The sequence below is a fragment of the Photobacterium chitinilyticum genome (genome assembly GCF_004104355.1).
In the GTDB taxonomy this organism is placed as follows: Bacteria; Pseudomonadota; Gammaproteobacteria; order Enterobacterales; family Vibrionaceae; genus Photobacterium; species Photobacterium chitinilyticum.
Genome location: NZ_RJLM01000004.1, coordinates 369,684 through 396,598 on the forward strand (window position 1 = coordinate 369,684; position 26,915 = coordinate 396,598).

The window sequence follows — 26,915 nt, forward strand, 5'->3', positions numbered from 1 at the left end:
CACCACAAGCCTTTATTCCTTTAACGCTTGTGAGAAAATAAGCCACATTTTTTCAACCGCTATCATAACGTAAAGTTGACGTGATCAAAGATCGAAATTTTGACGACCTAGCGCAAAAATTTGCGAAAAACATCTACGGCACAGCGAAAGGCCAAATTAGGCAGACCGTTGTCTGGCAAGATCTTGAGCAGATTTTAGCCTTGCTAGAAGCACAAACACCGTTGCATATTCTTGATGCAGGCGGGGGGATCGGCCAGCTGTCGCAAAAGATTGCAGAGTTGGGGCATCGTGTCACTTTATGTGATCTTTCTGGTGAAATGCTGAAGTTGGCCGAGCAGGAAATTGCCAACCACGGCCTTCTTGAGCAGTATCGCTTGGTGCACAGCCCAGTCCAGGAGATTGGTGAGCACTTGAGTGAGCCAGCGGATTTGGTTTTATTCCATGCAGTAATGGAGTGGCTATCAGATCCGAAGGAAGCGCTTGAACGGCTCTTGGAGCAGACTAAGTCCGGCGGAGTTATCTCCGTGATGTTCTACAACTACAACGGGCTGCTGTTTAAGAATCTTATTTGTGGCAATCTTACCCATATTGAAGAGGGGATGCCGCATCGTAAGCGCTTCAAGCTACAGCCGCAGCAAGCCATTAAGCCTGAAGATGTCTATAGCTGGTTAACCGATGCCGGATTTACTATCTTAGGCAAAACCGGCGTGCGTACCTTCCATGACTATATGCAGACAACCATGGTTGGAGATTACAGTTTTGAACAAGTTCTTGAGATGGAGCAAAAGCTTTGTCGTCAGGAGCCTTATTTGTCCTTGGGCCGCTATATCCATGTATATGCCCAGAAGCCATCAGGCCAAGTAAAACTGGCTGATAATGGGACATGCAACGATAACAGCAATAAGGACAACGGATGAGTGATGTATCCCAGACCGTTCCTGAGTTGGTGAGTTGGGTTAAGCAGCATGAGTTTTCGCTTAACCTGCCAACGGAACGGCTGGCGTTCTTGTTGGCGATTGCTGTGCTAAGCGGCGATCGCTTTGATGAAGAATTAGGGGAAGGAGAACTGATTGATGCGTTTCGCATAGTAAGCGACATGTTCGATCAGTCACAAGAAACCCTGGCCTTTCGTGCCAATAACGCCATTAATGAGTTGGTTCGCCAACGTTTAGTTACCCGCTTTACCAGCGAGATGAACGATGGTGCCAGTATTTACCGCCTCAGCCCGCTAGCGCTGAGCATAACGGATTACTATGCCCGCCATCGCGAGTATTCATCGCTGAAATTGTCGATTCAGCTGGCGATGGTTGCCGACGAGATCAACAAAGCGGCGGAAGCCGCGCAGGAAGGCGGCGATGAGAAACACTGGCGCCAGCAAGTTTATGCCGTACTGAAATATTCAGTGGCGGAAATTTTTGACCGGATTGATCTTAACCAGCGTACCATGGACGAGCAGCAGCAACAGGTGAAGCAAGATATTGCCGAATTGCTGAACCAGGATTGGCGTGCGGCCATTACCAGCTGTGAAAGTTTGCTGAATGAAACATCCAGCACTTTGCGTGAACTGCAAGATACCCTGCAGGCGGCTGGTGACCAGTTGCAAACCCAGCTCTTGGTTATCCAGGAAGAAATTCAGGGCAACCCGGATCTGGATTTCGTCGACGGGATGATATTTATCCTGCAGGCCAAGTTGGACCGGATCATCAACTGGGGCCAGCAGGCTATTGATCTGTGGATTGGTTATGACCGCCATGTTCATAAGTTCATCCGTACCGCGATTGATATGGACAAGAACCGTGCGTTCAGCCAGCGCCTGCGCCAGTCGGTTACCGATTATTTTGACGACCCTTGGTTGCTGATTTATGCCGACGCCGAACGTCTGCTGGACATGCGTGACGAGGCGCTGGTACTGCGAGACGACGAAGTCACCGGTATTGTGCCGGAAGAGATGGAATTTGAAGAGCTCAGCCAGGTCAACGACCAGCTGGCCGACCAAGTTGCTGCAATGCTGCAGACCCACAAAGAAACGGGTGCTGCGATTAACCTAAGTTTGCTTCTTAAAGACTATTTGGCTCAACAACCACATGCGCAGCACTTTGATTTAACGCGTATTGTGATTGATCAGGCTGTAAGGCTCGGTTACTCAGAGTCAGACTTCAATGCAATACAGCCTGACTGGGAAGCTATCAACGACTACGGAGCCAAGGTACAAGCTAATGTCATCGATAAATATTGAAGAATTTATGCCTGAAAAGTTGGCCAAGGCGATTGCCAACCCACTTTTCCCGGCACTGGATAATGCGCTACGTTCTGGCCGTCATATTGCCAGCGAAGATATGGATAACCATGCCCTGCTGATTGAATGCGAGCAGGTACTGGTTATGTTTTACAAACGTTATAACGCCGAGCTGGTACGGGCACCTGAAGGGTTCTTCTACCTGCGTCCGCGTTCGACGTCTCTGATTGGCCGTTCTGTACTGTCAGAAATCGATATGCTGGTCGGCAAGGTACTGTGTTTCCTTTACCTGAGCCCGGAGCGATTGGCCCATGAGGGGATCTTCACCAACCAGGAGCTATTTGAAGAGCTGCTGGCACTGGCGGACGAAGCGAAGCTGATGAAGCTGGTCACCAACCGAGCTTCAGGATCCGATCTCGACAGGGAAAAACTGTTCGACAAAGTCAAAACATCGCTGCGTCGCCTGCGCCGTATCGGGATGATCATTCCCATTGGCGAAAACGGTAAATTCCGCATTAGCGAGGCTGTATTCCGCTTTGGGGCCGATGTCAGAACTGGTGATGATGTGCGCGAAGCGCAGCTTCGTCTGATCCGTGACGGTGAGGCGGTCGTTGTTCATCAGCAGGAACCGAGTCAGTCGAGCCTGTTGGATAACGAGCAAGAAAAAGAACCAGAAGCTGGGCATGACGGACAGGAGGGTGAAGCCTGATGGAACGCGGTAAGTATCAATCGCTGACAATGGTCAACTGGAACGGCTTCTTTGCCCGTACGTTTGACATTGATAATTTGGTTACCACTTTGTCGGGTGGTAACGGTGCCGGTAAGTCGACCACCATGGCGGCTTTCATCACCACGTTGATCCCTGATCAAAGCTTGCTGCACTTTCGAAATACGACGGAAGCCGGTAGTTCGAATGCTTCGCGCGACAAGGGCCTGCACGGTAAGTTGAAGCCGGGCGCCTGTTATGCCGCTTTGGATGTCGTTAACTCTAAGAAGCAACGTATTGTCTTTGCAGTAAAACTTCAGCAAGTTGCTGGCCGTGACAAGAAAGTGGACATCAAGCCATTTATTATCCAGGGCCTGCCATCGGACGTTAAGCCGACGGAACTACTGGTTGAAACGCTGTCTGATAATCAGGCTCGCGTTCGCCAGATCAATGAAGTCAAAGAAATTGCTTCCGGGTATGAAGGGGTACACTTCAAAGCATTTAACTCGGTGACGGATTACCACGCTCAGATGTTTGAGTTTGGTGTTTTGCCGAAAAAATTACGTAATAGCAGCGATCGCTCTAAGTTTTACCGCTTGATTGAAGCCTCTTTATACGGGGGGATTTCCAGTGCGATTACCCGCTCGCTGCGTGACTACCTATTGCCGCACAATACCGGGGTAAAGAAGGCATTCCAGGACATGGAAGCCGCCCTGCGTGAAAACCGGATGACGCTGGAAGCCATCAAGCTGACCCAGAACGACCGTGACTTGTTCAAGCATTTGATCACAGAGGCAACGAATTACGTAGCCGCGGACTATATGCGCCATGCCAACGAGCGCCGTAAAAAGCTGGAAAAAACATTAAGTCTGCGTGGCGAGCTGTTGGGATCACGTAAAATCTTGGGCGATCAACAAAAGTCCATGATTAACATGACCGGTGAACTCGATGAACTGACCGAGCGTGAAGGTGCGCTTGAACAAGATCATCAGGCTGCGTCCGATCACCTGCAACTGGTTCAGACGGCAGTACGTCAGCAAGAGAAGATTGAACGGTATCGTGAAGATCTTGAGGAGCTGACCGAACGTCTCGAAGAACAGGTGATGGTGGTTGAAGAAGCCGCCGAGCAGCTGGCAATGGTAGAAGAGCAGGCGCTGCTTACCGAAGAGGAAGTAGATAGTCTGAAAACACAGTTGGCAGACTACCAACAGGCGCTGGATATGCAGCAGACCCGTGCCCTGCAATATCAGCAGGCGGTACAGGCGCTGGAAAAAGCCCGCGAGTTGTCTGGTGATCACCAGTTACTAGCCGATCAGGCGGTGCCGTACCTTTCCCAGCTCAAGCAGGAGCAGGAAGTGCAGACCACTGCGCTGCTAGCGCTGAAGCATAAATTGGATATGTCCTCGGCAGCAGCCCAGCAGTTCGATAAAGGTTTGCAGATTGTAACGACCATTGCCGGTGCTATAGACCGTACTCATGCCGGTGGCAAGGCTCGTGAGCTGATTGCGCATACCCGCCAGTTACGTGCTATTGCCGATAGAGGCGATCAGCTTAAGGCACAGTATCGCGATCTGGAGCGTAGTGTACGAAACCAACGTCAGGCCACCGAGCTGGCAGAAACGTATACTAAGCGCTTTGCTGTGGCTATCGACAGTGAATTAGCGATGGCTGAAGAGCAGGCACGCCATGAAGCGACGCTGGAAAGCCTAGAGCACCAACAGGATATGTTGGTTGAGCAACGTGGTGAGCTACGTCGTCAGGAGCAACAGCTATCATCACAGGTTGTTTCACTAGAAGCGTCTGCGCCAGCATGGATTGCCGCCTCCGAAGTACTGGATAAACTGTCAGAGCAGTCCGATCGCGAGCTGTTTGACAGCCAGGCGGTAATGGATGCTATGCAGCTGACGCTTGATAAAGAGCGTGAGGTCTCTGCAACACGAGATCAGCTTGCAACTCGCAAAAAGCAGCTGGATCTGGATATCGAGCGTCTGGCGCAGCCGGGCGGTAGCGATGATTCCCGATTGCGAGCACTGGCCGATACACTCGGCGGTAGCCTGCTGTCGGAGATCTATGATGATATCACCCTAGCCGATGCTCCATATTTCAGTGCGATGTACGGTCCTTCTCGCCACGCGATTGTGGTTCCGGATCTGAAAGGCATCAAAGACAAGCTGGTGGCGCTGGACGACTGCCCTGACGATCTTTATATAATTGAAGGTGATGCGGACTCGTTCGATGACAGCGGCTTCGATGTCGATGAACTGGAAGATGCCGTTTGCGTTCACCTTAATGACCGTCAGCTGCGTTACTCGCGTTTCCCGAAAGTACCGCTGTTTGGCCGAGCAGCCCGTGAGCAGCGTCTCGAGCAATTGCGTGAGGAACGTGAGCAAGTTGTTGAGGATCACGCCAAGGCCGCGTTTGATTCGCAGAAGCTGCAGCGTTTATATCAGAGCTTCAATAGCTTTGTTGCAACACATATGGCGGTTGCCTTCAACGCCGATCCTGAAGCCGAGCTGAAAATTGCACGCGACAAGCGTAACCAGGTTACTCGTAGCTTGTCTGAGGCTGATGCCAAAGAACAGCAGCAGCGCAGCCAATTGACAGCGGCGCGTGAAGGGTTGGCATTACTGGGTAAGCTTAATCCGGTCGTGAATTTGCTGGAAGACGATACGCTTCTTGCGCGTTTTGAAGAGGTTGAACAACAGCTGTCCCAGCTTGATGACGCACGTAACTACCTTGACCGCCACGGCAAGGCTGTAGTTGAACTTGAAGGGCTGGTTTCTGCACTGGATGCGGATCCTGAGCAGTTTGATGCCCTGCAGGTACAATATGAGCAGGCTGACAACACGCTACAGTCACTGAAAACCAAAATCTTTGCGATTGCGGACTTGGTTGAACGTCGCCATCACTTCAGCTATGCCGATTCGGTGGAGCTGTTGAACAAGAGCTCCGAGCTCAATGAGCAGCTTAAGGCGAAACTGATTGCGGCAGAGCGGGAGCGGACCCGTTGCCGTGATGCACTGAAGCAGTCCCGTGCCCAAGCCAACCAGTACAACCAGTTGATGGCTTCTCTCAAGAGCTCCCATCAGGCGAAGCTGGAAACAGTGCGTGAGTTCGAGCGTGAACTGCAGGAACTCGGTGTGCGCGCCGATGTCGAAGCTGAAGAACGTGCACGTTTACGCCGTGATGAGCTGAACGAGCGCCTGCATAGTTCACGGACACGTCGCAGTCAGTTAGAGAAAGCGATCACCTCGGTAGAGCTGGAAATGAAAGGCCTGGTGAAGCGTCTGCGTAAAGTGGGTAAGGAATATCAGGAAATCCGCAAGCTGGTTGTAACGGCCAAAGCCGGTTGGTGTGCCGTGTTGCGACTGGCTCGCGAGAGCGATGTCGAACGTCGACTGCACCGCCGTGAAATGGCTTATATGTCGGGCGACGAATTACGTTCGCTATCTGATAAGTCGCTGGGAGCTCTGCGTCTGGCGGTTGCTGATAATGAAGAACTTCGAGATGCACTTCGCGCCTCGGAGGATGTATCGCGTCCTGAACGTAAGGTTCTGTTCTATATTGCCGTCTACCAGCATCTTCGTGAGCGTATTCGTCACGATATTATTCGTACCGATGATCCGGTTGAAGCTATTGAAGAGATGGAAGTCGAGCTGGCGCGTCTTAGCGAAGAGCTGACGGCACGTGAACAGCGTCTGGCAATCAGTTCCGACTCGGTCGCGAATATCATCCGCAAGACTATCCAGCGTGAGCAGAACCGTATCCGTATGCTGAACCAAGGCCTGCAGAATATCGGCTTTGGTCAGGTGAAAGGTGTTCGTCTGAATGTCAAAGTGCGTGATACGCATGAGGCGCTACTGAGCGGTTTGGCCGAGCAGCAAGAACAGCACCAGGATCTCTTTGGCAACCATCGCCTGACGTTCTCTGAAGCGATTGCGAAATTGTTCCAGCGTTTGAACCCGCATATCGAAATGGGTCAGCGTTCGCCGCAGATCATGGGGGAAGAGCTGCTTGATTATCGTAACTACCTTGAACTCAGCATCGAAGTTAACCGTGGTACAGATGGTTGGTTGCAGGCAGAATCTGGGGCGTTATCGACGGGTGAGGCCATTGGTACGGGTCAGGCTATCTTACTGATGGTTGTACAGAGCTGGGAAGAAGAATCACGCCGTCTGCGGGGTAAAGATATCATCCCGTGCCGTCTGTTGTTCCTTGATGAGGCTGCACGACTGGATGCGAAATCTATCGCAACGCTGTTCGAGTTGTGTGAGCGTTTGGACATGCAGCTTCTGATTGCTGCACCGGAGAACATTAGCCCTGAAAAAGGCACAACCTATAAATTGGTTCGTAAGATTTTCAAAGATCGCGAACATGTTCATGTGGTTGGTTTGCGTGGCTTCGGTCAGGAGCAAAAATCACCGGGCAATATTCAGGAAATGCTTGAGCTTGACCTTGCGTAAAGTGCGCTGGCACACAGACTAAGTTGAGAGAAAAGGCCGGAGAAATCCGGCCTTTTTTTATGCCGGTTATCCTTACCGTACCGCGCGTGGAGAGGTTCATTATTGACCCTATGTCTTGTTACTAAGAACCTCATCTCATTACTTAATTACGTTATCGATAAATTATTTGTGGTGCCATTAACCTCTAAAATTTTAACTGTTGGATTCGGCCATCCAGAATAACAAGCCAAACTGAGCGGCGGCCCGCGAATCCGTTTGGTCACGGCCAATTTATATATTGTCGTAGGGGTGAAGACATGAAAAATATAATATTAACGATGCTCACCACGTTAGTGGTGGCTGGGTGCGGCGGTTCATCGGGGGACGACTCTGGTTCGGCAAATGCGATACCGGGTTCAGGTTCCGGAGACGTGCCGGTCTCAGTGGATATTTCAAAACCGCCAACAGAGGTGCCAGAAATACCTGATGATGGTGATCAGTTGCAGGCTTGTGTTGCAATTCAAACTGTGACGCTAACTAACCTTGCAGGAGAGATTGTCGAGTGGACCACGAGGAGTATGAATGGCGAGGCCAAAAGTTCTGAGCAATGTATTCCCGAGGGGGCGGAGATCCCAGTTTATGATGACGGAACACCCAAATTTATTGTGGTCGATCTGCATGATGTAACCGGTGTCGATCTTGTCGGCTTGATTTCAGAACAACTTGTACCGGTCGGCGAGTATGTCAGCATGGCGTTATCTCTAGCCAAGGGTGATTATGATTTTCCGATTGATATGCCAATTCAAGTCCCGTATTCCTATGTCGGTAGTTGGATCGACAATAAGGTCATCGATGATGATCTCACGTTTGAAGGCTTGAACATCAATATTGATGCGCCTGAATCTTTTGTGATGACATTTGATTTTAGGAGTATGTTTGAGCTGGTTGAGAACGCCTACAAGTTTAAGCAAGAAGCATTTAACTTACTCAGCGAAACCTTGTCAGGTAGCATTTTTGGTGATATTGACACATCGTCATGCCCTTCTGTAGACAATGCCTATGTTTATCTCTACGAATCCAATGATGAGCAGGAGAAATACGGCGATTTGGGATCTGATGAATACACGCCGACGATGACGGCCAAGGTCACGAAAGACAACAGCTACTCGATGCCCTATGTCCCGGCGGGAGATTATGACGTCGTGCTAGTGTGCGATGGTCTGCTTGATCTGCCTGATCAAATTGATCTGGATATAGACCTAGACGGGGATGCACCTAAGCATACAAATCAAAAGCTTGATAGTGGCGAGGACAAGTTCCTGCCGTTGTAAAAGAGGTTATCGAACAGTAGAAGCCAGATGCCGTCAGCGGAGACTGACGGCTTTGGTTTACTCTTTCTAGCAGCATAATCTTTGTGGATTCAGCTGTTGTTAAGCATATATCCGTAGTTTATATGGTGGAAGAATACGATCTATCTCTCATAATCAACAATACACGATCAGCTATATTCCGAATCTAACTCTCTGAGCTCACATCGAATAATCTCAATTGTCAGCAATTGCAGCCATTACTGTCTAACTTTTGTCGGTTGTTTTTCAACCACCACTTCGATAAATTTCATTTCAACACCACAAAGCCAGATAGAAAGAGACCTTAATATGCCTGCAGTAATGACCCTTAAAAAAGTTGTTTTCGGCGCCATGCTTGGCCTTGCTGTAGTCGGCTACGGAACAGCCCAGGCTTCTGTAACGACATCTCCTGAGAATCACCTGTTATCAACCTTGAATTATGTTGAGCTTGAAGCCGAACAGGGCGATAAAAATATGCAGCTTTTCCTAGGGCGAGCTTACCTAGAAGGTTCGAACGGATTGAAAGCTGATCCGATGAAAGGCATGTACTGGTTAGAAAAAGCTGCTGTCGATATGCCGGAAGTAAAAACGATGATTGGTGACTTGTTTAAAGCCGGTCAGGTATTGCCGAAAGACAATCTTCGTGCCATTCGCTGGTACATGGAAGCGGCTAAAGAAGGTGATGTACCAGCAATGATAGAGCTAGGTGCCTATTATGCTTCAGGTGCAACTGGAAAAGTTGATTGCGGCAATGCCATCAAATGGTTTAACGAAGCGTCTAATGGTGGCTCATTAGAATCAAAGCGTAACTTGGTATGGCTATATGCGACTTGTGCTGACGAGCGTATGCGTGATGGTGAGCGAGCGTTAAAGTTAGCCAAGCAAGTATTGAGACGCACCGGAACAGGTGATGCTGGCGATTATGACAACTTGGCTGCTGCTTACGCTGCATGCGGTGAGTTTCGCCAGGCTATCGAGGCACAGGAAGTTGCCATTGATAAGTTAGAAGAAACCAAGGGCCAGCGATTTGCTAAATTTGAAAATCGCCTGAAGCTTTATCAACAGCATCAGACTATCTATATGGCTTCGCTATAATACAGACAAAATAAGAAAGGCCTACTTCTTTGAAGTAGGCTTTTTTGATTGTACGAATATCAGCATTTCTTTTGATTATCCCTCCACTTTTACACCTATCTGCTGTTCTATTTACTATTCTTTTTCTGTCGATACGACATTGCGTTTAACCTAAAAACAGGTGGAAATGACATTGCACTTGTCCTAATTGCAATGCAATTGACATCCTTAACTATACTTTGTGGTGCACTACCTCTTTGGCTGTAGGCGAGAGGGGATAACCATAATAACAATAGGATGTTAGCAATGAATAACTCTGAAGTTGTTGATAAAAAAGACAGAGCCAAGTATGAGTGGCAGTCATTTTTATTTATTGTCATCTTTCTCTTTCCTATCCTTTCCGTTGTGATTGTCGGGGGCTATGGCTTCCTCGTATGGGCAATGCAGACGCTTTTCATCGGTCCTCCCGGTCACGGTTGATAAGCCTATAAAAGTGAAGTTAACGGAAAGGTGATAGTTATGATTAACTTGATAAACAAACTGTGGGCGACGTTCTGGCGCCCAGCCGTTCATATTAGTTTAGGTGTGCTGACCCTCGGTGGGTTTATTGCCGGGATCATATTTTGGGGGGGATTCAATACCGCCCTTGAGTTTACCAATACCGAAAAGTTCTGCATCGGTTGTCATGAAATGCGCGACAACGTCTATGAAGAATTGCAGACAACGGTTCACTGGTCGAATCATTCCGGTGTTCGGGCAACCTGTCCAGACTGCCATGTTCCCCATAACTGGACTGATAAAATTGCCAGAAAAATGCAGGCCAGCAAGGAAGTGTTTGGTGCAATATTCGGGACCATTAATACCCGCGAGAAATTTCTAGATAAACGATTGGAGCTTGCTAGCCATGAATGGAAGCGTTTTGCTGCCAATGGTTCGCTTGAGTGTAAAAATTGCCATGACTACGACAGTATGAATTGGGACATAATGTCTGACTTGGCGAAGACGCAGATGAAGCAGGCTGCCGAGCGAGATCAAAGCTGTATTGATTGCCACAAGGGAATCGCTCACCAGTTGCCAGGAGATATGGATTCCTCTGGTGGCATGGTGTCTGAACTTGTCCAGAAGGCGAATAATACGAGTTACTCGGCAGGGGGGAATTATTTCAGCGTTCGTTACTTGCCTATGTATGAGGATGAGGCACTGACCATTGACGGCGGTCAATTGAATCCGGCTTCAGAGGTGAAGGTGGTTCAGGTTAAAGATAAAGTGATTCAGATTGAAATTGCAGGTTGGCGGAAAACCAAAGGGTTTGGTCGGGTGATCAACGAAGACTTTGGCATGAATATTCCGACAGCAGCCTTGAGCAAAGAGGTCGCGCTTAATGATGCGATGGTTGAAAAGTTTGAGGAAAAAGAGGATGACTTAACCGGTTTGGGCTGGCAGCGAGTGACGGTAAAACTGTGGATGCCTAAAGAGTCGCTGCTGGAGGATGTCGAAGAAATTTGGGCAGTAGCCGGTCCGGCATACAAAACAAATTGTAGTGTCTGCCATACCCAACCCGCAGAGAACCATTTTGACTCTAATACCTGGCCGGGCATGTTTAACGGGATGTCGGCATTCGTGAACCTCGATAGTGATAGTGAAGCCCTGGTACTGAAATATTTACAAAAACATTCATCAGACTTTTCTGATGGCGGTCATTAAGATGCGATGAGGGATAAACAATGTCATTAAGTCGACGTAAATTTTTAAAAGGCCTAGCGACGACCTCGGCTGCGTCTGTGATCGGTCCTGGTTTACTGATGCAAGCTGCAAAAGCGGCGACAGAACAAGCCTCGCCATATTCGACCGAGGGGAGCTGGAAGGTGTCTGGTTCTCACTGGGGGGCATTTCGGGCGAAGGTTTATAACGGGAAAGTTGTAGAAATCAAGCCGTTGGAATATGACAAATATCCAACAGATATGATTAAGGGAATCAAGGGGATTATTTATAACCCGTCTCGGGTACGTTATCCGGTCGTACGCCTTGATTGGCTTAGAAAACACAAATATAGCGGTGAAACCAGAGGTAACAATCGCTTCGTGCGGGTCACGTGGGATGAAGCACTAGATTTGTTCTATAAAGAGTTAGAACGGGTACAGAAAGACTACGGCCCTTGGGCGCTTCATGCCGGTCAGACAGGGTGGCGGGCGACTGGGCAGTTTCATAGTTGTACAACACATATGCAGCGAGCCGTGGCTATGCATGGCAACTTTGTAAAAAAAGTGGGTGACTATTCAACCGGAGCGGGGCAGACCATATTACCGTATGTCCTGGGTTCGACCGAAGTGTATGCACAGGGTACGTCTTGGCCGGATATCTTGGCAAATAGTAAGACAATAGTACTTTGGGCCAATGATCCGCTTAAAAATTCACAGGTCGGATGGCAGTGTGAAACGCATGGGGCTTATGAGTATTATGAGCAGTTGAAACAAAAAGTTGCTAAGGGTGAGATCAGGGTGATCTCGATCGATCCAGTGCGATCGAAAAGTCAGAATTACCTTAACTGTGAGCAGATTTATGTGAATCCGCAGACGGATTTGCCGTTTATGCTGGCGATTGCGCATACATTATATAAAGAAGAATTATACGATAAAAAATTTCTTGATACTTATGCGTTGGGTTTTGACGAATTTATACCGTATGTACTGGGTAACACAGAGGATAAACAGGAAAAAACACCTGAATGGGCGGCACCGATTTGCGGCGTAGAGCCTGATAAAATCCGTGAGTTTGCCCGGCTGATGGCGGCAGATCGGACGCAGCTTATTTTTGGTTGGGCGGTACAGCGCCAGGAACATGGCGAGCAGCCGTATTGGATGGGGGCCGTGTTGGCGGCTATGTTGGGGCAGATAGGACTACCGGGTGGCGGCATTTCTTATTCGCACCATTATAGCGGGGTGGGTATTCCGTCATCGGGTGCATCAGGTCCAGGAGGCTTTCCGCGCAATGTTGATGAAGGGAAAAAGCCGAAATGGGAAAATGATGATTTTAAAGGCTACAGCAATACCATACCGGTAGCCCGTTGGGTTGATGCCATTTTAGAGCCGGGCAAGGAAATCAAATATAACGGCTCTAACGTTAAATACCCTGATATTAAGATGATGGTGATTAGCGGTTGTAATCCTTGGAACCATCATCAGGATCGTAACCGGATGAAAACCGCTTTTCAGAAGTTACAGACGGTAGTTACGGTTGAATTTGCCTGGACTGCATCCTGTCGCTTTTCTGATATTGTCTTGCCGGCCTGTAGTCAGTTTGAACGCAATGATATCGATTTATATGGTTCATATTCAGTTAGCGGTATTCTTGCTATGCACAAATTGGTTGACCCGCTTTATCAGTCGAAACCCGATTTTGAAATATTTACTGAGTTGTGTCGGCGGTTTGGCCGCCATAAAGAGTACACCCGTGGTAAAGACGAAATGGAGTGGGTGCGCGAGCTGTATGACGGTTGCCGAGAAGCGAATGCAGGTAAATTTGAGATGCCGGAATTCGATACATTCTGGCAAGAAGGCTTAGTGGAATTTGGACCGGGCAAGCCTTTTATTCGTCATGCTGCTTTTCGTGAAGATCCTGAAATTAATCCGTTGGGAACACCATCAGGTTTTATCGAGATCTTCAGTCGAAAAATAGATCGCTTTGGTTATAAATATTGCAAGGGGCATCCGATGTGGTTTGAGAAGTCAGAACGTTCTCATGGCGGTCCAAAGTCGGATAAATACCCGCTTTGGTTGCAATCGTGCCACCCGGATCAACGATTGCATTCACAGATGTGTGAATCTGAAGATTACCGGGCTACATATACAGTGAAAGGGCGAGAGCCTGTGTATATCAGTCCTCAGGATGCGCAGAAACGCGGAATAAAAGATGGTGATCTGGTTCGTGTATTTAATGACCGTGGGCAGTTACTGACCGGGGCGGTAATATCGGATAATTATCCTCAAGGCGTTATTCGTATCCACGAAGGGGGGTGGTTTGGTCCGCTAAACGAAAAAGTTGGTGCGATTGATACCTATGGTGATCCGAATACGTTAACTCAGGACATCGGCTCCTCCGAATTAGCCCAGGCAACCAGTGCCAATACGGTGGTGGTGGATATCGAGAAATTCAAAGGTGAAGCTCCGCCAGTGACTTCTTTTGGTGGACCGATTTACGAGAGTTAATTTGTTGCCTTTGTCTGTAGCCGTAACCTGCAAATAGGGCGATCGTAAGGTTGCTCTATTTGCAGACGTGTGGCGTACAATAAGCAGTAAGTAATATGAAGCCTCAGCAAGAAGACATTTCCGCAGTAACCAAGCCAACAGCACCTGTATATGGTGTTGGAGACAGTACCCTGCAAGCAGCAGGAGGAGAAGCTGGCGTTAGAGAGCTAGTGGATAAATTCTACAATTATATGGACACTTTGCCAGAAGCCGAAGCGATCCGGACAATGCATGCAGATGATTTAACAGAGTCGAGAGAAAAGCTAACGACATTCCTTATTGGTTGGATGGGGGGACCATCACGCTATGCTGAAAAATTCGGAAGTATCAATATTCCTGGTGCTCACAGTCATCTGGCAATAGGTATTGCCGAAAAAGAAGCGTGGTTGCTCTGTATGCAAAAAGCTCTGGATGATCAGGGGTACGAAGAAGTATTCAAACGCTATGTTATGGTGCAGTTATCATTTCCGGCGGAAATGTGCCGGAATCGATAAAGCTTTAACAGAACTTTGAATCAAACACTAGTTAGCTTCAATTTATGCCTTGTTCTAAGTGATTTTTCCTGCGCAACTACCTGAACAACTACTTATCTAGATTGGTATAAGGTGGAGTCGTTGTTACTCCACCTTTTAGTTATAGCCCTGTTATTTACTGTCCCAATGCTGGCGAAAGAACTCGTCAATCGCTTCAATGGCTTTTTCAACATACTCATCCCAATCAAAGGGTTGAATATGTCTGCTTCCCTTCAGAGAGGCTCGATCAAGGCTGACCATATTATTCTGCCTCCAGCTGCGCTGGTTTTAAGGTTGTGGCATTAATAATTATAGATAACCGGTTTGACGCATTGCCAGGGTATGTGCGCTAGGCGACCAACTCGGGAGCCTCTTCTTGTGCCCACTGAATACATTGCTCGGCTAAGATATCGAGCGAATCCAGACATTGCTCCGGGTGTGATAATGTTTGCTCGGCCAAAGCGACAGGGATTTCGGTACAGCCGAAAATAACGGCTTCCGCTCCGCGTTCCAGCATTGCCTCGAAGATTGGCAGCATCAGTTGTTTACCGCGTTCGACTTCACCAGCCTTGACCGCGTAGATCCCGTCCATGACAGCCTGTTGCTCAGTCTCTGTTGTTTCGATGGCGTTTATTTGTTGCTGGGCCAACTTGGATTGGTACATCCTCGTCATCATGGTTGCGGTAGTGGCAAGCACACCGACTTTACGGTACTGGCGTTTTTTGGCTTCGCTTACAACGCTGTCGATGATACTGATGGTATGCACATTGCAGATCTGGGTCAGGCGGGGATACCAGTAATGGGCGGTATTGCAAGGCATAACGATGCACTCGGCACCCGCTTGCTGCAGCTGTTCCATGCCCTGTTTCAGCGCCGGAAAAGGATCTTCTCCGTTGCTGATCAGGTAAGCGGTGCGATCGGGGATCTGTGGATTATTACTAACAAGCATCGGAATATGCTGCTGATCATTGTGAGCAGGTGTTCGGGAAATAATCTTTTGCATAAATTCAACCGTTGCCAATGGCCCCATGCCACCAAGAATTCCTAATTTTCTGCTCATGTTCTCATTCCTGCAGTATTTTTAACTGTGTTTACTATAAGACGACTGTTTTTTATTGAGAAATGCCGTTGCTGAGGCTGTCATGCCTGATCGGTATGGGTGAATGTCATAATTGTGATCAACACCGGTTGAAATATGTCTGTTTGATACTTCGGCTTCGTTATACTGCATTTTTTATTTAAAAGAATTTTTATGAATATAGAAAGTAAGTGGCTGGAAGATTTTCTGGCTCTCGCTGATGTTCGAAACTTCTCTTTGGCTGCCCAGATGCGCAATGTGACCCAGCCAGCTTTTAGCCGACGAATTAAAGCGTTAGAGCATACAGTGGGTGCCGAGTTGATTGATAGGAGCAAGACGCCGGTTGCCCTGACGCCGAGTGGCCGATTGTTTCGGATCACAGCCCGTACCCTGATGAACCAGATGATGGATGGGATAGGCCAGCTGTCTGATCTGTCAAAACTTGGCGGTAATATTGTCCGAGTCGCTGCTGCTCACTCATTGGCAACGAACTTGGTTCCCTCTATACAACCTAAGTTACTTGCCGGAAAGCACTGCCCGCTATTGAGTGTTGAGGCAATTGATGTTGATCAGGCGATTGAAGAGCTGCAGGAAGGTGGCTGTGATGTGCTGCTGGCTTTTGACGATGAGTTGCTAAGGCTGCCTCCGTACCAGTCTTTGCAAATTGGGCAGGCGGAACTATTGCCGGTTTGTGCCTGTGACAACGAAGGGAAACCGCTGTATCAGATTAGCAGAAACAAAGAAATACCTTGGCTGGCTTATAGTCCAAGTTCCTATATGGGTCGACAGGTAGAGGCTATTCGAGATCAGGTCAATTTGAAGGCGGTATTTTTATCATCAATGACCGATTTGCTTAAAGTGCTGGTATTGCAGGGGCAGGGGGTCGCCTGGTTGCCTGATTATTCGATACAGGATGAGTTGGCAAGCGGTAAAGTGGCCGTGGTCGGTGATCCACATTTAAGGCTACCTATTACGTATTATGCCTACCGTTATCAGGCCCGCTTGCATCCAGCAGGGGAGCAAGTGTGGCAGACACTTCGCACCCTGATAAGCCAGTAGAGCTATTAGGCAGCAATATATTGATATAAAACACATCACTGATTCCTAACCGGAATGGGTTGTCATCCTATGTTTCGCTGTTCGTTGTCAGGTCGCAATGTTAACTTTCCGCTCAGTATGGATTGACAGAAGAGATGTTGTTGGATGGATTTTTCGCTCGAGATTATAGCTCTGCTTTTTTTAGTTGCAGGCCTGGCCGGATTTATTGATGCGATAGCCGGAGGCGGTGGTTTGTTAACCGTCCCTGCGCTATTGGCGGCAGGCGTTCCGCCTGCACAGGCATTGGCGACAAATAAACTACAGGGGTCATTTGGTAGTTTTTCCGCATCCTTATATTTTGTCCGCAATGGGTTTGTGAGCCTACGCGAGATGCGCAATGCGATAGGCTGTACATTTGTTGGTTCGGCAATAGGGGCTGAATTAGTCCAGCGAATTGAGGCTGGCGTGCTAACAAGTGTGATCCCTATTTTACTGGTGTGTATTTCGCTCTATTTCCTATTGGCGCCTCAGGCAGGTAAAGGTGGCGGAACCCCGAAGTTATCGGATAACGCATTCGCGCTGACTGTCGGTGCAGGTGTCGGCTTTTATGATGGTTTCTTTGGCCCGGGGGCCGGATCATTGTTTACGGTTGGCTTTGTCGTCATCGCCCAACTGGGCTTAGTTGAAGCCACAGCCAGAACGAAGATACTTAACTTCACCTCAAACTTTGCGGCACTGTTGTTTTTTATTTTTGCCGGGTTGCCGATTTGGGAAATTGGCTTGGTAATGGCGGTTGGTGGGTTTATGGGAGCCCGGGTAGGAGCCAAGATCGTGGTTACTAAAGGGCGAAAGCTCATTCGACCTATGGTGGTTATTATTTCGATGGTGATGGCAATTAAATTACTGTGGGAACAAAATCCGCAATGGTTTCAATAAGGGTGCGAATTCGCACTGATTGATAACTGCTCTGGCGATAGCAAAGGTGAACCGGACGGGTGAGTTCATCAAGAAAATCGAAATGATGGCAGAATGCCGAGTCGATTTTTAATGTTTTGACGATTGATATAGGCACCAGTGCAGGTGCGACACCGCCAAGCGCTAACTGGGCCGCAGCTGTATAGGAGTCCATCTCCATCAAAGGGACAATTCCTTCTTTTTGCAGCAAGCTGGCCTGATTGGCGTTGGCGGGGTTTTTAAAGTCAGTGACGAGCAGAGCACGGGGAGTTTGCAGTTGCGGCTGGTGGCTAATGACCGTAAATCGCTCATCAAGCAGGTGCTGTGTCGATAACCCGTGTTGTGGCGGTAGGTGTCCGGCACAAAAGCCGAGAGTGGCATCGCCCGACTGGACTTTTTCGACAATTACCGGGGTATGATGGGTCGAAATTGAAATGTAAGGATCCGTTTGAAAATAGTTGCCCATCATTTCACCAAGATACCCGGCTACCAATGTTTCCGAGCTGGCGAGGGTGATGATGGTGTGATCCTGGAAGCGCTGCTGATCAAAGATCAGGCCTTTGATTTCTTTATAGCTGGGGCCAATACTGTCAATGAGAACTATGGCGTCCGCAGTCAGTTTTATGCGGCGTCCTGAAGGTTCGATTAACTTCTTTCCCAATCTTTTCTCGAGCTGTGCAATTCGCTTGCTGACGGCGCTCTGGCTGATATACAGATAGCTGCCTGCTTTGCTCATTGTCCCTTCTTTTGCCAGTACGAGTAAGGTTTCTATTCCTTCAAGTAACACTGTAGCACTCCATCGTTAAGTTGTTAGTGATTATGTCGTTGTTGGAAGTGTGGTCAAAGAGAAGGGCAATAATCAAAAGCCGGCGCACCGGCTATTTTGCAGTTAGGGGGTGACGTCTTCTTGTTTGGTTATACTGCCGACTTCAAGTACGGCGGCAACATCAAGATGCTCGGCATTCATCATGGAAGATATTCGCTGTACCGATGAAAGCAGCAGAGACTGTTCCCACTCTTCAAGTTCTTGATAGCGGGAGACAAAGTTTTCCTGAAGCGGTAGCGGTGCTTTTGCGAGTACTTCTTTGCCCTGCTCTGTTAGATTGGCATGTACTTTCCGCTTGTCTAGCTTGCTTCGTTCACGTACGACCAACTCTCGCTTTTCCAAACGATCAAGAATTGTAGTCGCCGTCGCCTGGCTCATGTTTGTATTGTTTGATAGCTGACGAATGGTGACTTCACCTGAGTCACGAATCGCTCGCATCAGAACTAATTGAGGCCCCGTTAACCCTGCGACTTTATTGAGTTTCCTCGAGTGTAAATCGATAGCTCGAATGATTTGTCGAAGGGCAATAAGGACTTCTTCGTGCTTGTCCATTTAACTCTCCCAAAATAGTGTCGCGAAGTTACATCAATATTGATAAACATGAAAGGCTTAGTTGCCGTAAACACGACAAAACCTTAGTTCTTTAAAAGTATTATCGATGTGTTGTCAAATTAACATAATTTAGGCACGGACTTTGTGATTATATACGGTACAGAGGCCTGTATATGAGCAGCGCGATCAGAGGAATTGGGTATAGATTATTTTGTTGGCGAATTGTGTGCTTTGCAAGCTTCTCGGCTTTTTTGGTTGCAAAGTAGTGCTGATGATTACCTCACAATAAGCAGCCAGGCGCATTCCAAAGTCCTGTTATGTGGGACAACCTCTGGAACGTGCCGCCCGGCTAAGGCCCGTTTGTCGTAAATACTATATTTCTTCCCCTGTCCAGAGAAAGCCTGCCTGCGTCTGTGTTGTTGTGTTAACTCAACAGGATATGACGCTGGGGGGCTTTCAGGAGATTGTATCGTGACTGACGATATAGCCAGAGTTTAAGAATTGAAACATTGCTGCAATCCCCTTAAGACTAAATTTAAATCCGTTGGTTTACGGATTTGCCATACTTATAGTGTTGTTGATGGGGATCTCAAATGGCAATGTTAAAGCTTAGTAGTCTCGGGCTTGTTCTGATGTTCGCTTATACGCAGACGGTGTCGGCCGAAATCCTACCGTCATCACCACAACCCCTTGCCGTAGTCTCTGCACTACAGCAACCTGCAGAAGATGTACAGCAACAGCAAAAAGCAAAACAGTGGGTACATCAGGTTGCAAACAATGTATCAGCTATTCGCTACATAGATAAGCTAGCTCAGTTATACCACGCCATCGGTTATATACCGCTGTGGCAAGATACGTTTGCGGCGGCTGAATTTGAAGAGCAGCTTAGACTATTGGCGCAGTCCGGTGTTGGCACTGACTATGCTCGCCGTTATGCGCTTCTGCAGCAGTTCAAAAACTCAAATGACTGGCGTCAATATGACTTGCTGGCAACTGATTCGCTATTGGCTTACATGAGTTATATCGAGAGTTTGCCCGAATTTGGCCGAGGGTGGTTGTTTGGTGTGGGGATTGAGCCGCGTTTACCTGCACCTTCTGCCACAGGAGTAGAGCGTCTGCTCAGTGCTGTTGAGGTTGATCGGCTGCGCTTCTTTGTTACCGGCCTAAAACCCGCAGATGACCGTTACACTCAGATCCAATTGGCAATCAATCAATTGGAACAAGCAGCCAGCCAACGTTGGCCCGGATTTTATCAACAAGGTATTATTCGCCTTGGAACCCGGCTTAAGAACCCTGATGGCTTAATTACGACTCTCGAAAATCTTGGTGATTTGCAGGATTACGAGGCGGAGCAGTTACGTGAGGCCGAGATTCGTACCTATAATATTGATCTTGCCAATGCGATAAAAAGCTTCCAGCAAAGGCATGGCCTTAAAGTGGACGGAACGATTGGTCCAAAAACGCGATATTGGCTTGCAATGCCAGTAAAAGAGCGGATCAGAATACTGGCTCTCAATGCCCAGCGACTGCGTTTGTGGCCGGCCGATCATCCCTCTGTGTTGATCGTTAATATCCCGGGTTACGAACTGAGCCTCTGGCTGGATAATAAGCATGTACTCGACAGCAAGGTTATTGTCGGCAAGCCAAGTCGCCGTACTCCCCTGATGACATCGAAAGTTGCCTCGGTGGTATTCAATCCTTACTGGAATGTCCCAGTTTCTATCATGCGTAAAGATATTCTGCCCAAAGCCCGCTATGACCGTGGTTATCTGTATCGTAATGATTTTGCAGTGATACGTAGCTGGACAAGTTCCGAACAGATCCCGATCCATACGATTGACTGGCGGATTGTGAACGCAAAAGCGTTTCCGTATCGGTTGCGACAAAAGCCGGGCAAAAAAAATGCGCTCGGTCGATTTAAGTTTAACATCCCGAATGACAATTCAATTTACCTCCACGATACACCGGCTAAAAGCCTGTTTAATAAAGACGAAAGGGCATTTAGTTCCGGCTGTGTCAGAGTTGAGCAAGCCGATATCTTGGCGATGATTTTGCTTAATTACTCAGGTGTAACGGAGCAGCGCGTCAATGAGCTTAAAGCGAGAACAAAAACCAAGACTGTCGGTTTAAACAATCAGGTTAAGGTACATGTGATTTATCAGACAGCCTGGGTGGATAACCAAGGGTTGGTAAATTTCCGTGATGATGTCTATAGCTACGATCGAATAAGCGAGATGTCTCAAAAGGAAGAAAAACTTACAATTATTTACCATGAATAAATTTCTTATAAGTCAGTAATTAGGCGATAGATGCACAATAACTAAGCGTTTTATTGCCTGTAACAGGTTTGACTGAACAAAAACTGAACGGTATCTTGCTTTTCGATTCACAGCTTTAGCCCGATATTAGCAAGAAAGTGGTTTTGTTTAGGATGTCTGAGATTGATTACAAGCGCCGTCAGTTATTAGTTGCAGGGGGACTGGCGGTTGGCGCATGTTTAGTGCCAGGAGTGGCATTTTCCAGCCCATATACAGCAACGAGCGCGCGAAAAATTTCGCTGTGTAATATTCACACCCGAGAGGATCTGGAAACCCAGTACTTTGACGGTAAAAACTATGTCAAGGAAGAACTGAAACGAATTAACCATATCTGCCGTGATTTTCGTCGTAATGAAGTCGCAAATATGGATCGACGTTTGTTTGATGCGATTGCCGAAATTCAGGCTGGCTTGGGCCATAAAGGGCAAGTGCGGATTATCTCCGGCTACCGTTCCCCCGAAACCAACCAGGCGTTACAGAAAACTGGAGGGGTAGCAAAAAAGAGCTACCATATGAAAGGGGAAGCGATTGATTTCAACCTTGAAGGGGTGCCGCTATCGAAGATTCGCAATGCAGCCCTTGAGTTACGCCTTGGTGGCGTAGGTTATTACCCGAAGAGTGGTTTCGTCCATATCGATACAGGCCCAGTTCGCCGTTGGTAAGTATATTCGGTTGCTCTACAAGTGACATTCTATCGAATAATTCCAAAGCCGGTTTCTATCTCCCTCTCTTGATAGCTTCCGGCTTTGTTGTTTCAGGTTTTTGTTGTTAACGCCAATGGCATGTTATCCTGCAGCCAGATTATTGCGAGTTAGGAAAGGGCTATGAGTCTCCAGTTTGAAATTGTTCCAGTTACCCCGTTTCAGCAAAATTGTTCGATTATTTGGTGTGATGAAACCAACGAGGCCGCAATGGTTGATCCGGGCGGTGATATTGATTTGCTGAAAGAGAAGGTTCAGCAGTTGGGACTCACGGTAACCAAGCTGATCCTAACTCACGGTCATCTGGATCATGTCGGTGGTACTGCACCGCTGGCTGCCGAGCTGGATGTCCCTGTTATTGGCCCGCATAAAGACGATGTGTTCTGGCTGCAGGGTTTGCCGAGGCAAAGCGAAATGTTTGGTTTCCCGTTTACAGAGTCGTTTGACCCCGATCAGTGGCTGGAAGAAGGCGATGTGATCACTGTCGGCAAGCAGCAACTGAGCGTGTACCACACTCCAGGCCATACTCCGGGGCATGTGGTATTTCACAGTGATGAAGCCAGCGTTGCTTTCGTGGGTGATGTGTTGTTCAAGGGCGGTATCGGGCGGACCGATTTTCCGAAAGGCGATTACCAGACCCTGATTGATTCAATCAAAGGTAAGCTGTGGCCTCTGGGTAATGATGTCACGTTTGTTCCGGGTCACGGTCCTATTTCGACATTTGGCAATGAGCGTACCACGAATCCGTTTGTCGCAGACGAGATGCCGCTATACTAAGGCTTCGTCTTGGCAGCAAGAACAAGCGAGAGTTGTTGTAGGCTCTCGCTTTTCTATTTTTATAATTCGCATCTCGCATCTCGCATCTCGCATCTCGCATCTCGCATCTCGCATCTCCATGATAATTTTGTGACTACTTTCACGCTTTTCCTACCGACACCGTAAAACTAGGAATCTTTCCTAATTGTTTTAGGCCGGCTTCTCAAGCCAGCCAACTAGGCCATCTTTAGAATCTCAAACCAATCGGGCTAATCATTCTCATGGTCAGTTTTTGATAACCGTACTTGTCACGAGAAGACGTTGTTTATCGAAAAAATGGCTTGGGCATAACTATTTCTCTTACTCCCGATGACATCTAGCGAGTCCGCTTACTGAATGCTGTAGCCGGTATTCAGTAAGCAGACTTAGTTTTGAGTAAATCTGTTGAGGGTTTCACATGTTTAAATTGTTGGAGCAGGTCAGAAAACCGACTTTGGATCTGCCTGTAGAAGAGCGCCGTAAAATGTGGTTTAAGCCATTCATACAATCATATTTGGTTGTATTTATTGGCTACCTGACCATGTACCTGATCCGTAAGAACTTTAACATTGCTCAGAACGATATGATTTCGACCTACGGTCTGTCGATGACTGAGCTGGGCATGATTGGTTTGGGTTTCTCCATTACCTACGGCATTGGTAAAACTGCTGTTTCTTATTATGCCGATGGGAAAAATACCAAACAGTTTCTTCCTTTCATGTTGATTCTGTCAGGCCTCGCGATGCTTGGCTTTAGTGTCAGCATGGGGGGCTCGGGTTTCAGCCTATTCCTGATGATTGCTTTCTATGGTTTGAGCGGTTTCTTCCAGAGTACCGGTGGCCCGTCAAGTTACTCCACCATTACCAAATGGACGCCTCGTAATAAGCGCGGCACATACCTTGGTCTATGGAATATGTCGCACAATGTTGGTGGTGCCGGTGCGGCGGGTGTTGCCCTGTTCGGTGCAAACTATCTGTTTGACGGTCACGTTGTCGGTATGTTTGTTTTCCCGTCGATGATTGCCTTGGTGGTAGGCTTTATTGGCCTGCGCTTCGGTAGTGACTCACCGGAAGCTTACGGCTTGGGTAAGGCTGAAGAGCTGTTTGGCGAAGAGATCAGCGAAGAAGATGTTAATGCTGAAGAAAACCAGATGACCAAGCGCGAAATATTCATGGAATATGTGCTTAAAAACAAAATCATTTGGCTACTGTGCTTTGCTAATATCTTCCTTTATATCGTGCGTATCGGTATTGACCAGTGGTCGACTGTCTATGCCTATCAGGAACTGGGCCTATCAAAAGACGTCGCAATTCAGGGCTTCACCCTGTTTGAAGTCGGTGCCTTGGTCGGTACGTTGATGTGGGGTTACCTGTCTGATCTGGCTAATGGCCGTCGAGCTATCGTTGCCTGTGTCTCCTTGGTTTTGATCATTTTTGCTCTTGAATTTTATCAGACGGCAACCAACGAATATATGTATCTGGGCTCGCTGTTTGTACTTGGCTTCCTGGTCTTCGGTCCTCAGCTGCTTATCGGTGTTGCCGCAGTTGGCTTCGTACCGAAAAAAGCAATCAGTGTTGCCGATGGTATCAAAGGTACATTTGCCTACCTGATTGGTGACAGTTTTGCCAAGCTAGGCTTGGGTATGATTGCTGACGGTACGCCAGTCTTTGGTCTGACGGGTTGGCAGGGTACTTTCGCGGCGCTGGATACTTCTGCTGCGGTTTGTATCGGTTTACTGCTCTTTGTTGCGATAGCAGAAGAGAAGAAAATCCGCCGTGAGAAACGTCTGCTGAAACAGGCTGAGCTGGAATTGGCCTAAATCGGCCCTGAAATGAAGCCACCCCAAGGGGTGGTTTTTTTATGCATGAAATATGGCATTTGATTTTTCAGTCTTGCCTGAAAAGGCGGATGGATGTAATTTATGCCTCTTTTTTGCTCTGACTGGATGGGTCAAGATGATCAAAGTCGTACTGGTAGATGATCACATCATTGTTCGTTCGGGGTTTGCCCAATTATTGTCGCTGGAAACGGATATCGAAGTTGTCCGAGAATTTGGCTCTGCGCAAGAAGCAAGGCAGGGCATTCCTGGTAGTCAGGCGAATGTTTGTATTCTGGATATCTCGATGCCTGACGAGAGCGGTTTATCTTTGTTGGCTGATATGCCGGAAGGAATGGCTTGTATTATGTTGAGTGTCCACGACTCGGTGGCGATTGTTGAAAAATCGTTGGAGTCTGGTGCCAGAGGCTACCTGAGCAAGCGTTGTAGCCCAGATGAGCTGATACAGGCAGTTCGTACAGCGGCGACCGGTGGTTGCTACCTCACGCCTGATATTGCATTGAAACTGGCTTCTCCGGATCGTGGTGGCAAGCTATTAACCCAGTTGACCAAGAGAGAACGGCAGATTGGCGAGATGTTGGCTCTGGGGTTAGATGTTAAAGCCGTGGCGGCCAAACTAGGCCTTAGCCATAAAACGGTTCATGTTCATCGTGCGAATGCGATGGATAAGTTGAATGTGAAAAATAATGTAGAGCTGGCAAAGTGCTTTGCTTCCGAGGCGCTTTGATGCGCAATTTTGCCATCACCTCACTGTGCTGCTGGCTGTTGATTTCCTGCAGCTGGTTCTGCCTGTGGATCATTGCCTTTTATTTCACGCTAGACCCTGAGTTGGCTGTATTGTTCTTCCCGTTTGCAATGCGACTGGGTATATCCCTTCATACTCCGAAAGCCTATTGGCCTGCCGTGTATGGTGCTGAGTGGTGGCTGATAGTCTCCTTGGCCGTGTTACTGGAACAGCCGCAGTGGGTTTCGGTTACTACCGCGAGTTTGCTCAGCCTGCCAGTATTGTGGTTGGCACATCGATACTACTACGGTTCCCAGTGGCGCAGGTTATGCGTGATGGGGGCCGTAATCGGTATGACGGCACTTATTAATACCTTAACCGTCGGCTCAGAAAGCAGCCATAGCCTAATGGTACTGCTGGTCAGTATTACCGGCGGGTTGATGCTGGTACCAAGCTGTTATCTGATCTGGAGCTATTTGTTTCAGAAAGCATGGATCCCGTTGACGGTTGGTTTGGTTTCCCGCCCTGTTGAGTTACGCAGTCGCCATGTGGTGCTCTATGCCTCGCTGTTTATGGTCAGTATTGCGATTCAACTTGGCCTGCCTGATGAAATGCGCCGTTTTGCTCCGTTCTGTCTGGCAATTCCAATTATTCTTCTAGCGTTTCGTTACGGATGGCAGGGGGCTTTGCTGGGAACCTTGTTAAACAGCGTAGCTCTTATTGCCGCTCGAACAGGAGGTAGTAATCTTGAAATTACTGATCTCTTGCTATCGCTATCAGCCCAGAGCCTAACGGGGATCTTGCTGGGAATGGGAATACAGCGTCAGCGTGAACTCAATCAGCAGCTTCGCCATGAACTGGTTCGCAATCACAGTCTCTCCCGTCAGTTGGTAAAAGCCGAGGAATCGGTACGTCGTGAGATTGCCCGTGAGCTGCATGACGAAATTGGCCAGAACATAACGGCGATACGCACCCAGGCTTCGATTATTCAGCGAGTCGAGAATACGCCAGTAGGGAAAAATTGCGCAACGACAATAGAGTCGTTGTCGCTAAATATCTATGACACCACCAAAGGGCTGTTAACCCAGTTAAGACCCAAATCGTTAGACGATCTTGGTATCGAGGATGCCGTTTATCAGCTGGTTCGAGAACTGGAATGTGAAAGTCAGGGAATCGAAACTTTAATTACCTGGCATTATGATGAGCAAGAGCCGGGTGAGCTTAGTGACATGATGAGTGTGACGTTATACCGGATCTGCCAGGAAGCCATGAATAATATCGTGAAATATGCGAGAGCCTCAGAGGTGAGTATTTGTGTCTGTATCAAAGGGGATGTTGAGCTGGTTGTTAAAGATAACGGTATTGGGTTTAAGCCTGAGTTGGCTTTACAGGGGTTTGGCTTGCGCGGGATGCGCGAGCGGGTTCAGGCTTTGGGTGGAACGTTTACACTTAGCAGTCAGACCCAGGGGGAGCTGCAGGGTACCGTATTACGGGTGATCCTGCCTGCGCTGTAATGTCCTGTCTGGTCG

At 48.1% G+C, this 26,915-nt stretch carries 22 protein-coding genes; 18 read left to right on the forward strand and 4 right to left on the reverse strand.

What is annotated here, in order from left to right; translation table 11 throughout:
* Window positions 1-80 precede the first annotated feature (80 nt).
* The 10 genes from cmoM (at window position 81) to EDI28_RS12745 (ending at window position 14,545) form a co-directional block, all read left to right on the forward strand.
* A complete protein-coding gene (gene cmoM / locus EDI28_RS12700; RefSeq protein ID WP_128784249.1) occupies window positions 81-917 on the forward strand; it encodes a tRNA uridine 5-oxyacetic acid(34) methyltransferase CmoM in 837 nt (278 codons plus the stop codon).
* A complete protein-coding gene (gene mukF, locus EDI28_RS12705; RefSeq protein ID WP_128784250.1) occupies window positions 914-2,236 on the forward strand; it encodes a chromosome partition protein MukF in 1,323 nt (440 codons plus the stop codon). The genes cmoM and mukF overlap by 4 nt, the downstream gene beginning before the upstream one ends.
* A complete protein-coding gene (gene mukE, locus EDI28_RS12710; protein WP_128784251.1) occupies window positions 2,217-2,945 on the forward strand; it encodes a chromosome partition protein MukE in 729 nt (242 codons plus the stop codon). The genes mukF and mukE overlap by 20 nt, the downstream gene beginning before the upstream one ends.
* Complete coding sequence (gene mukB, locus EDI28_RS12715) at window positions 2,945-7,405, forward strand: chromosome partition protein MukB (protein WP_128784252.1); 4,461 nt, start codon at window positions 2,945-2,947, stop codon at window positions 7,403-7,405. Before mukE ends, mukB begins: the two co-directional genes overlap by 1 nt.
* A 296-nt stretch (window positions 7,406-7,701) precedes the next feature.
* Window positions 7,702-8,715, forward strand: coding sequence for a hypothetical protein (locus tag EDI28_RS12720; protein WP_128784253.1), 1,014 nt, complete (start codon window positions 7,702-7,704; stop codon window positions 8,713-8,715).
* Window positions 8,716-9,042: 327 nt separating this feature from the next.
* Window positions 9,043-9,828: a tetratricopeptide repeat protein gene (locus EDI28_RS12725; protein WP_128784254.1), complete on the forward strand. Its 786-nt coding sequence runs from the start codon at window positions 9,043-9,045 to the stop codon at window positions 9,826-9,828.
* Window positions 9,829-10,113: 285 nt separating this feature from the next.
* Entirely contained in the window at window positions 10,114-10,287 is a 174-nt protein-coding gene (locus tag EDI28_RS12730) for a periplasmic nitrate reductase, NapE protein (RefSeq protein WP_128784255.1), read from the forward strand.
* Between the two features lie 39 nt (window positions 10,288-10,326).
* Window positions 10,327-11,511 carry a pentaheme c-type cytochrome TorC gene (torC, locus tag EDI28_RS12735; RefSeq protein WP_128784256.1) on the forward strand — a complete coding sequence of 395 codons (1,185 nt, stop codon included), beginning with the start codon at window positions 10,327-10,329 and terminating at the stop codon, window positions 11,509-11,511.
* A gap of 20 nt (window positions 11,512-11,531) precedes the next feature.
* Entirely contained in the window at window positions 11,532-14,012 is a 2,481-nt protein-coding gene (gene torA / locus EDI28_RS12740; protein ID WP_128784257.1) for a trimethylamine-N-oxide reductase TorA, read from the forward strand.
* A gap of 95 nt (window positions 14,013-14,107) precedes the next feature.
* Entirely contained in the window at window positions 14,108-14,545 is a 438-nt protein-coding gene (locus EDI28_RS12745; RefSeq protein ID WP_128784258.1) for a group II truncated hemoglobin, read from the forward strand.
* A 150-nt stretch (window positions 14,546-14,695) separates the two neighbouring features.
* Here the strand turns inward: EDI28_RS12745 and EDI28_RS27555 are convergent, their stop codons facing one another.
* A complete protein-coding gene (locus EDI28_RS27555) occupies window positions 14,696-14,824 on the reverse strand; it encodes a hypothetical protein (protein WP_267900011.1) in 129 nt (42 codons plus the stop codon).
* An 88-nt stretch (window positions 14,825-14,912) separates the two neighbouring features.
* Window positions 14,913-15,623 carry a cysteate racemase gene (cuyB, locus tag EDI28_RS12750; RefSeq protein ID WP_128784259.1) on the reverse strand — a complete coding sequence of 237 codons (711 nt, stop codon included), beginning with the start codon at window positions 15,621-15,623 and terminating at the stop codon, window positions 14,913-14,915.
* A 192-nt stretch (window positions 15,624-15,815) separates the two neighbouring features.
* Here cuyB and EDI28_RS12755 point away from each other — a divergent pair, with 192 nt between their 5' ends.
* A complete protein-coding gene (locus tag EDI28_RS12755; protein WP_128784260.1) occupies window positions 15,816-16,700 on the forward strand; it encodes a LysR substrate-binding domain-containing protein in 885 nt (294 codons plus the stop codon).
* Window positions 16,701-16,844: 144 nt separating this feature from the next.
* Window positions 16,845-17,615, forward strand: coding sequence for a TSUP family transporter (locus EDI28_RS12760; RefSeq protein ID WP_128784261.1), 771 nt, complete (start codon window positions 16,845-16,847; stop codon window positions 17,613-17,615).
* On the opposite strand, the gene EDI28_RS12765 is transcribed toward EDI28_RS12760, so the two are convergent.
* Window positions 17,575-18,420, reverse strand: coding sequence for a LysR family transcriptional regulator (locus tag EDI28_RS12765; protein ID WP_128784262.1), 846 nt, complete (start codon window positions 18,418-18,420; stop codon window positions 17,575-17,577). The genes EDI28_RS12760 and EDI28_RS12765 overlap by 41 nt on opposite strands.
* A 102-nt stretch (window positions 18,421-18,522) precedes the next feature.
* Complete coding sequence (locus EDI28_RS12770; protein ID WP_128784263.1) at window positions 18,523-19,011, reverse strand: MarR family winged helix-turn-helix transcriptional regulator; 489 nt, start codon at window positions 19,009-19,011, stop codon at window positions 18,523-18,525.
* 593 nt (window positions 19,012-19,604) lie between these two features.
* Here EDI28_RS12770 and EDI28_RS12775 point away from each other — a divergent pair.
* The 6 genes from EDI28_RS12775 to uhpB all read left to right on the forward strand — a co-directional run bounded on the left by EDI28_RS12775 (window position 19,605) and on the right by uhpB (window position 26,900).
* Entirely contained in the window at window positions 19,605-21,290 is a 1,686-nt protein-coding gene (locus tag EDI28_RS12775; RefSeq protein WP_128784264.1) for a L,D-transpeptidase family protein, read from the forward strand.
* Between the two features lie 152 nt (window positions 21,291-21,442).
* Complete coding sequence (gene mepK, locus EDI28_RS12780) at window positions 21,443-21,991, forward strand: peptidoglycan L,D-endopeptidase MepK (RefSeq protein WP_128784265.1); 549 nt, start codon at window positions 21,443-21,445, stop codon at window positions 21,989-21,991.
* Between the two features lie 162 nt (window positions 21,992-22,153).
* The gene (locus EDI28_RS12785; RefSeq protein ID WP_128784266.1) at window positions 22,154-22,807 is read left to right on the forward strand and encodes an MBL fold metallo-hydrolase; all 654 of its coding nucleotides are present in this window, start codon (window positions 22,154-22,156) and stop codon (window positions 22,805-22,807) included.
* A gap of 436 nt (window positions 22,808-23,243) precedes the next feature.
* Window positions 23,244-24,644 (forward strand): hexose-6-phosphate:phosphate antiporter UhpT, encoded by a 1,401-nt coding sequence (gene uhpT, locus EDI28_RS12790; protein WP_128784267.1) that lies wholly within the window; start codon window positions 23,244-23,246, stop codon window positions 24,642-24,644.
* 136 nt (window positions 24,645-24,780) lie between these two features.
* Window positions 24,781-25,389, forward strand: coding sequence for a response regulator transcription factor UhpA (gene uhpA / locus EDI28_RS12795; protein ID WP_128784268.1), 609 nt, complete (start codon window positions 24,781-24,783; stop codon window positions 25,387-25,389).
* On the forward strand, window positions 25,389-26,900 hold the full coding sequence (gene uhpB / locus EDI28_RS12800; protein ID WP_128784269.1) for a signal transduction histidine-protein kinase/phosphatase UhpB: 1,512 nt from the start codon (window positions 25,389-25,391) through the stop codon (window positions 26,898-26,900). The genes uhpA and uhpB overlap by 1 nt, the downstream gene beginning before the upstream one ends.
* Window positions 26,901-26,915: the final 15 nt, after the last annotated feature.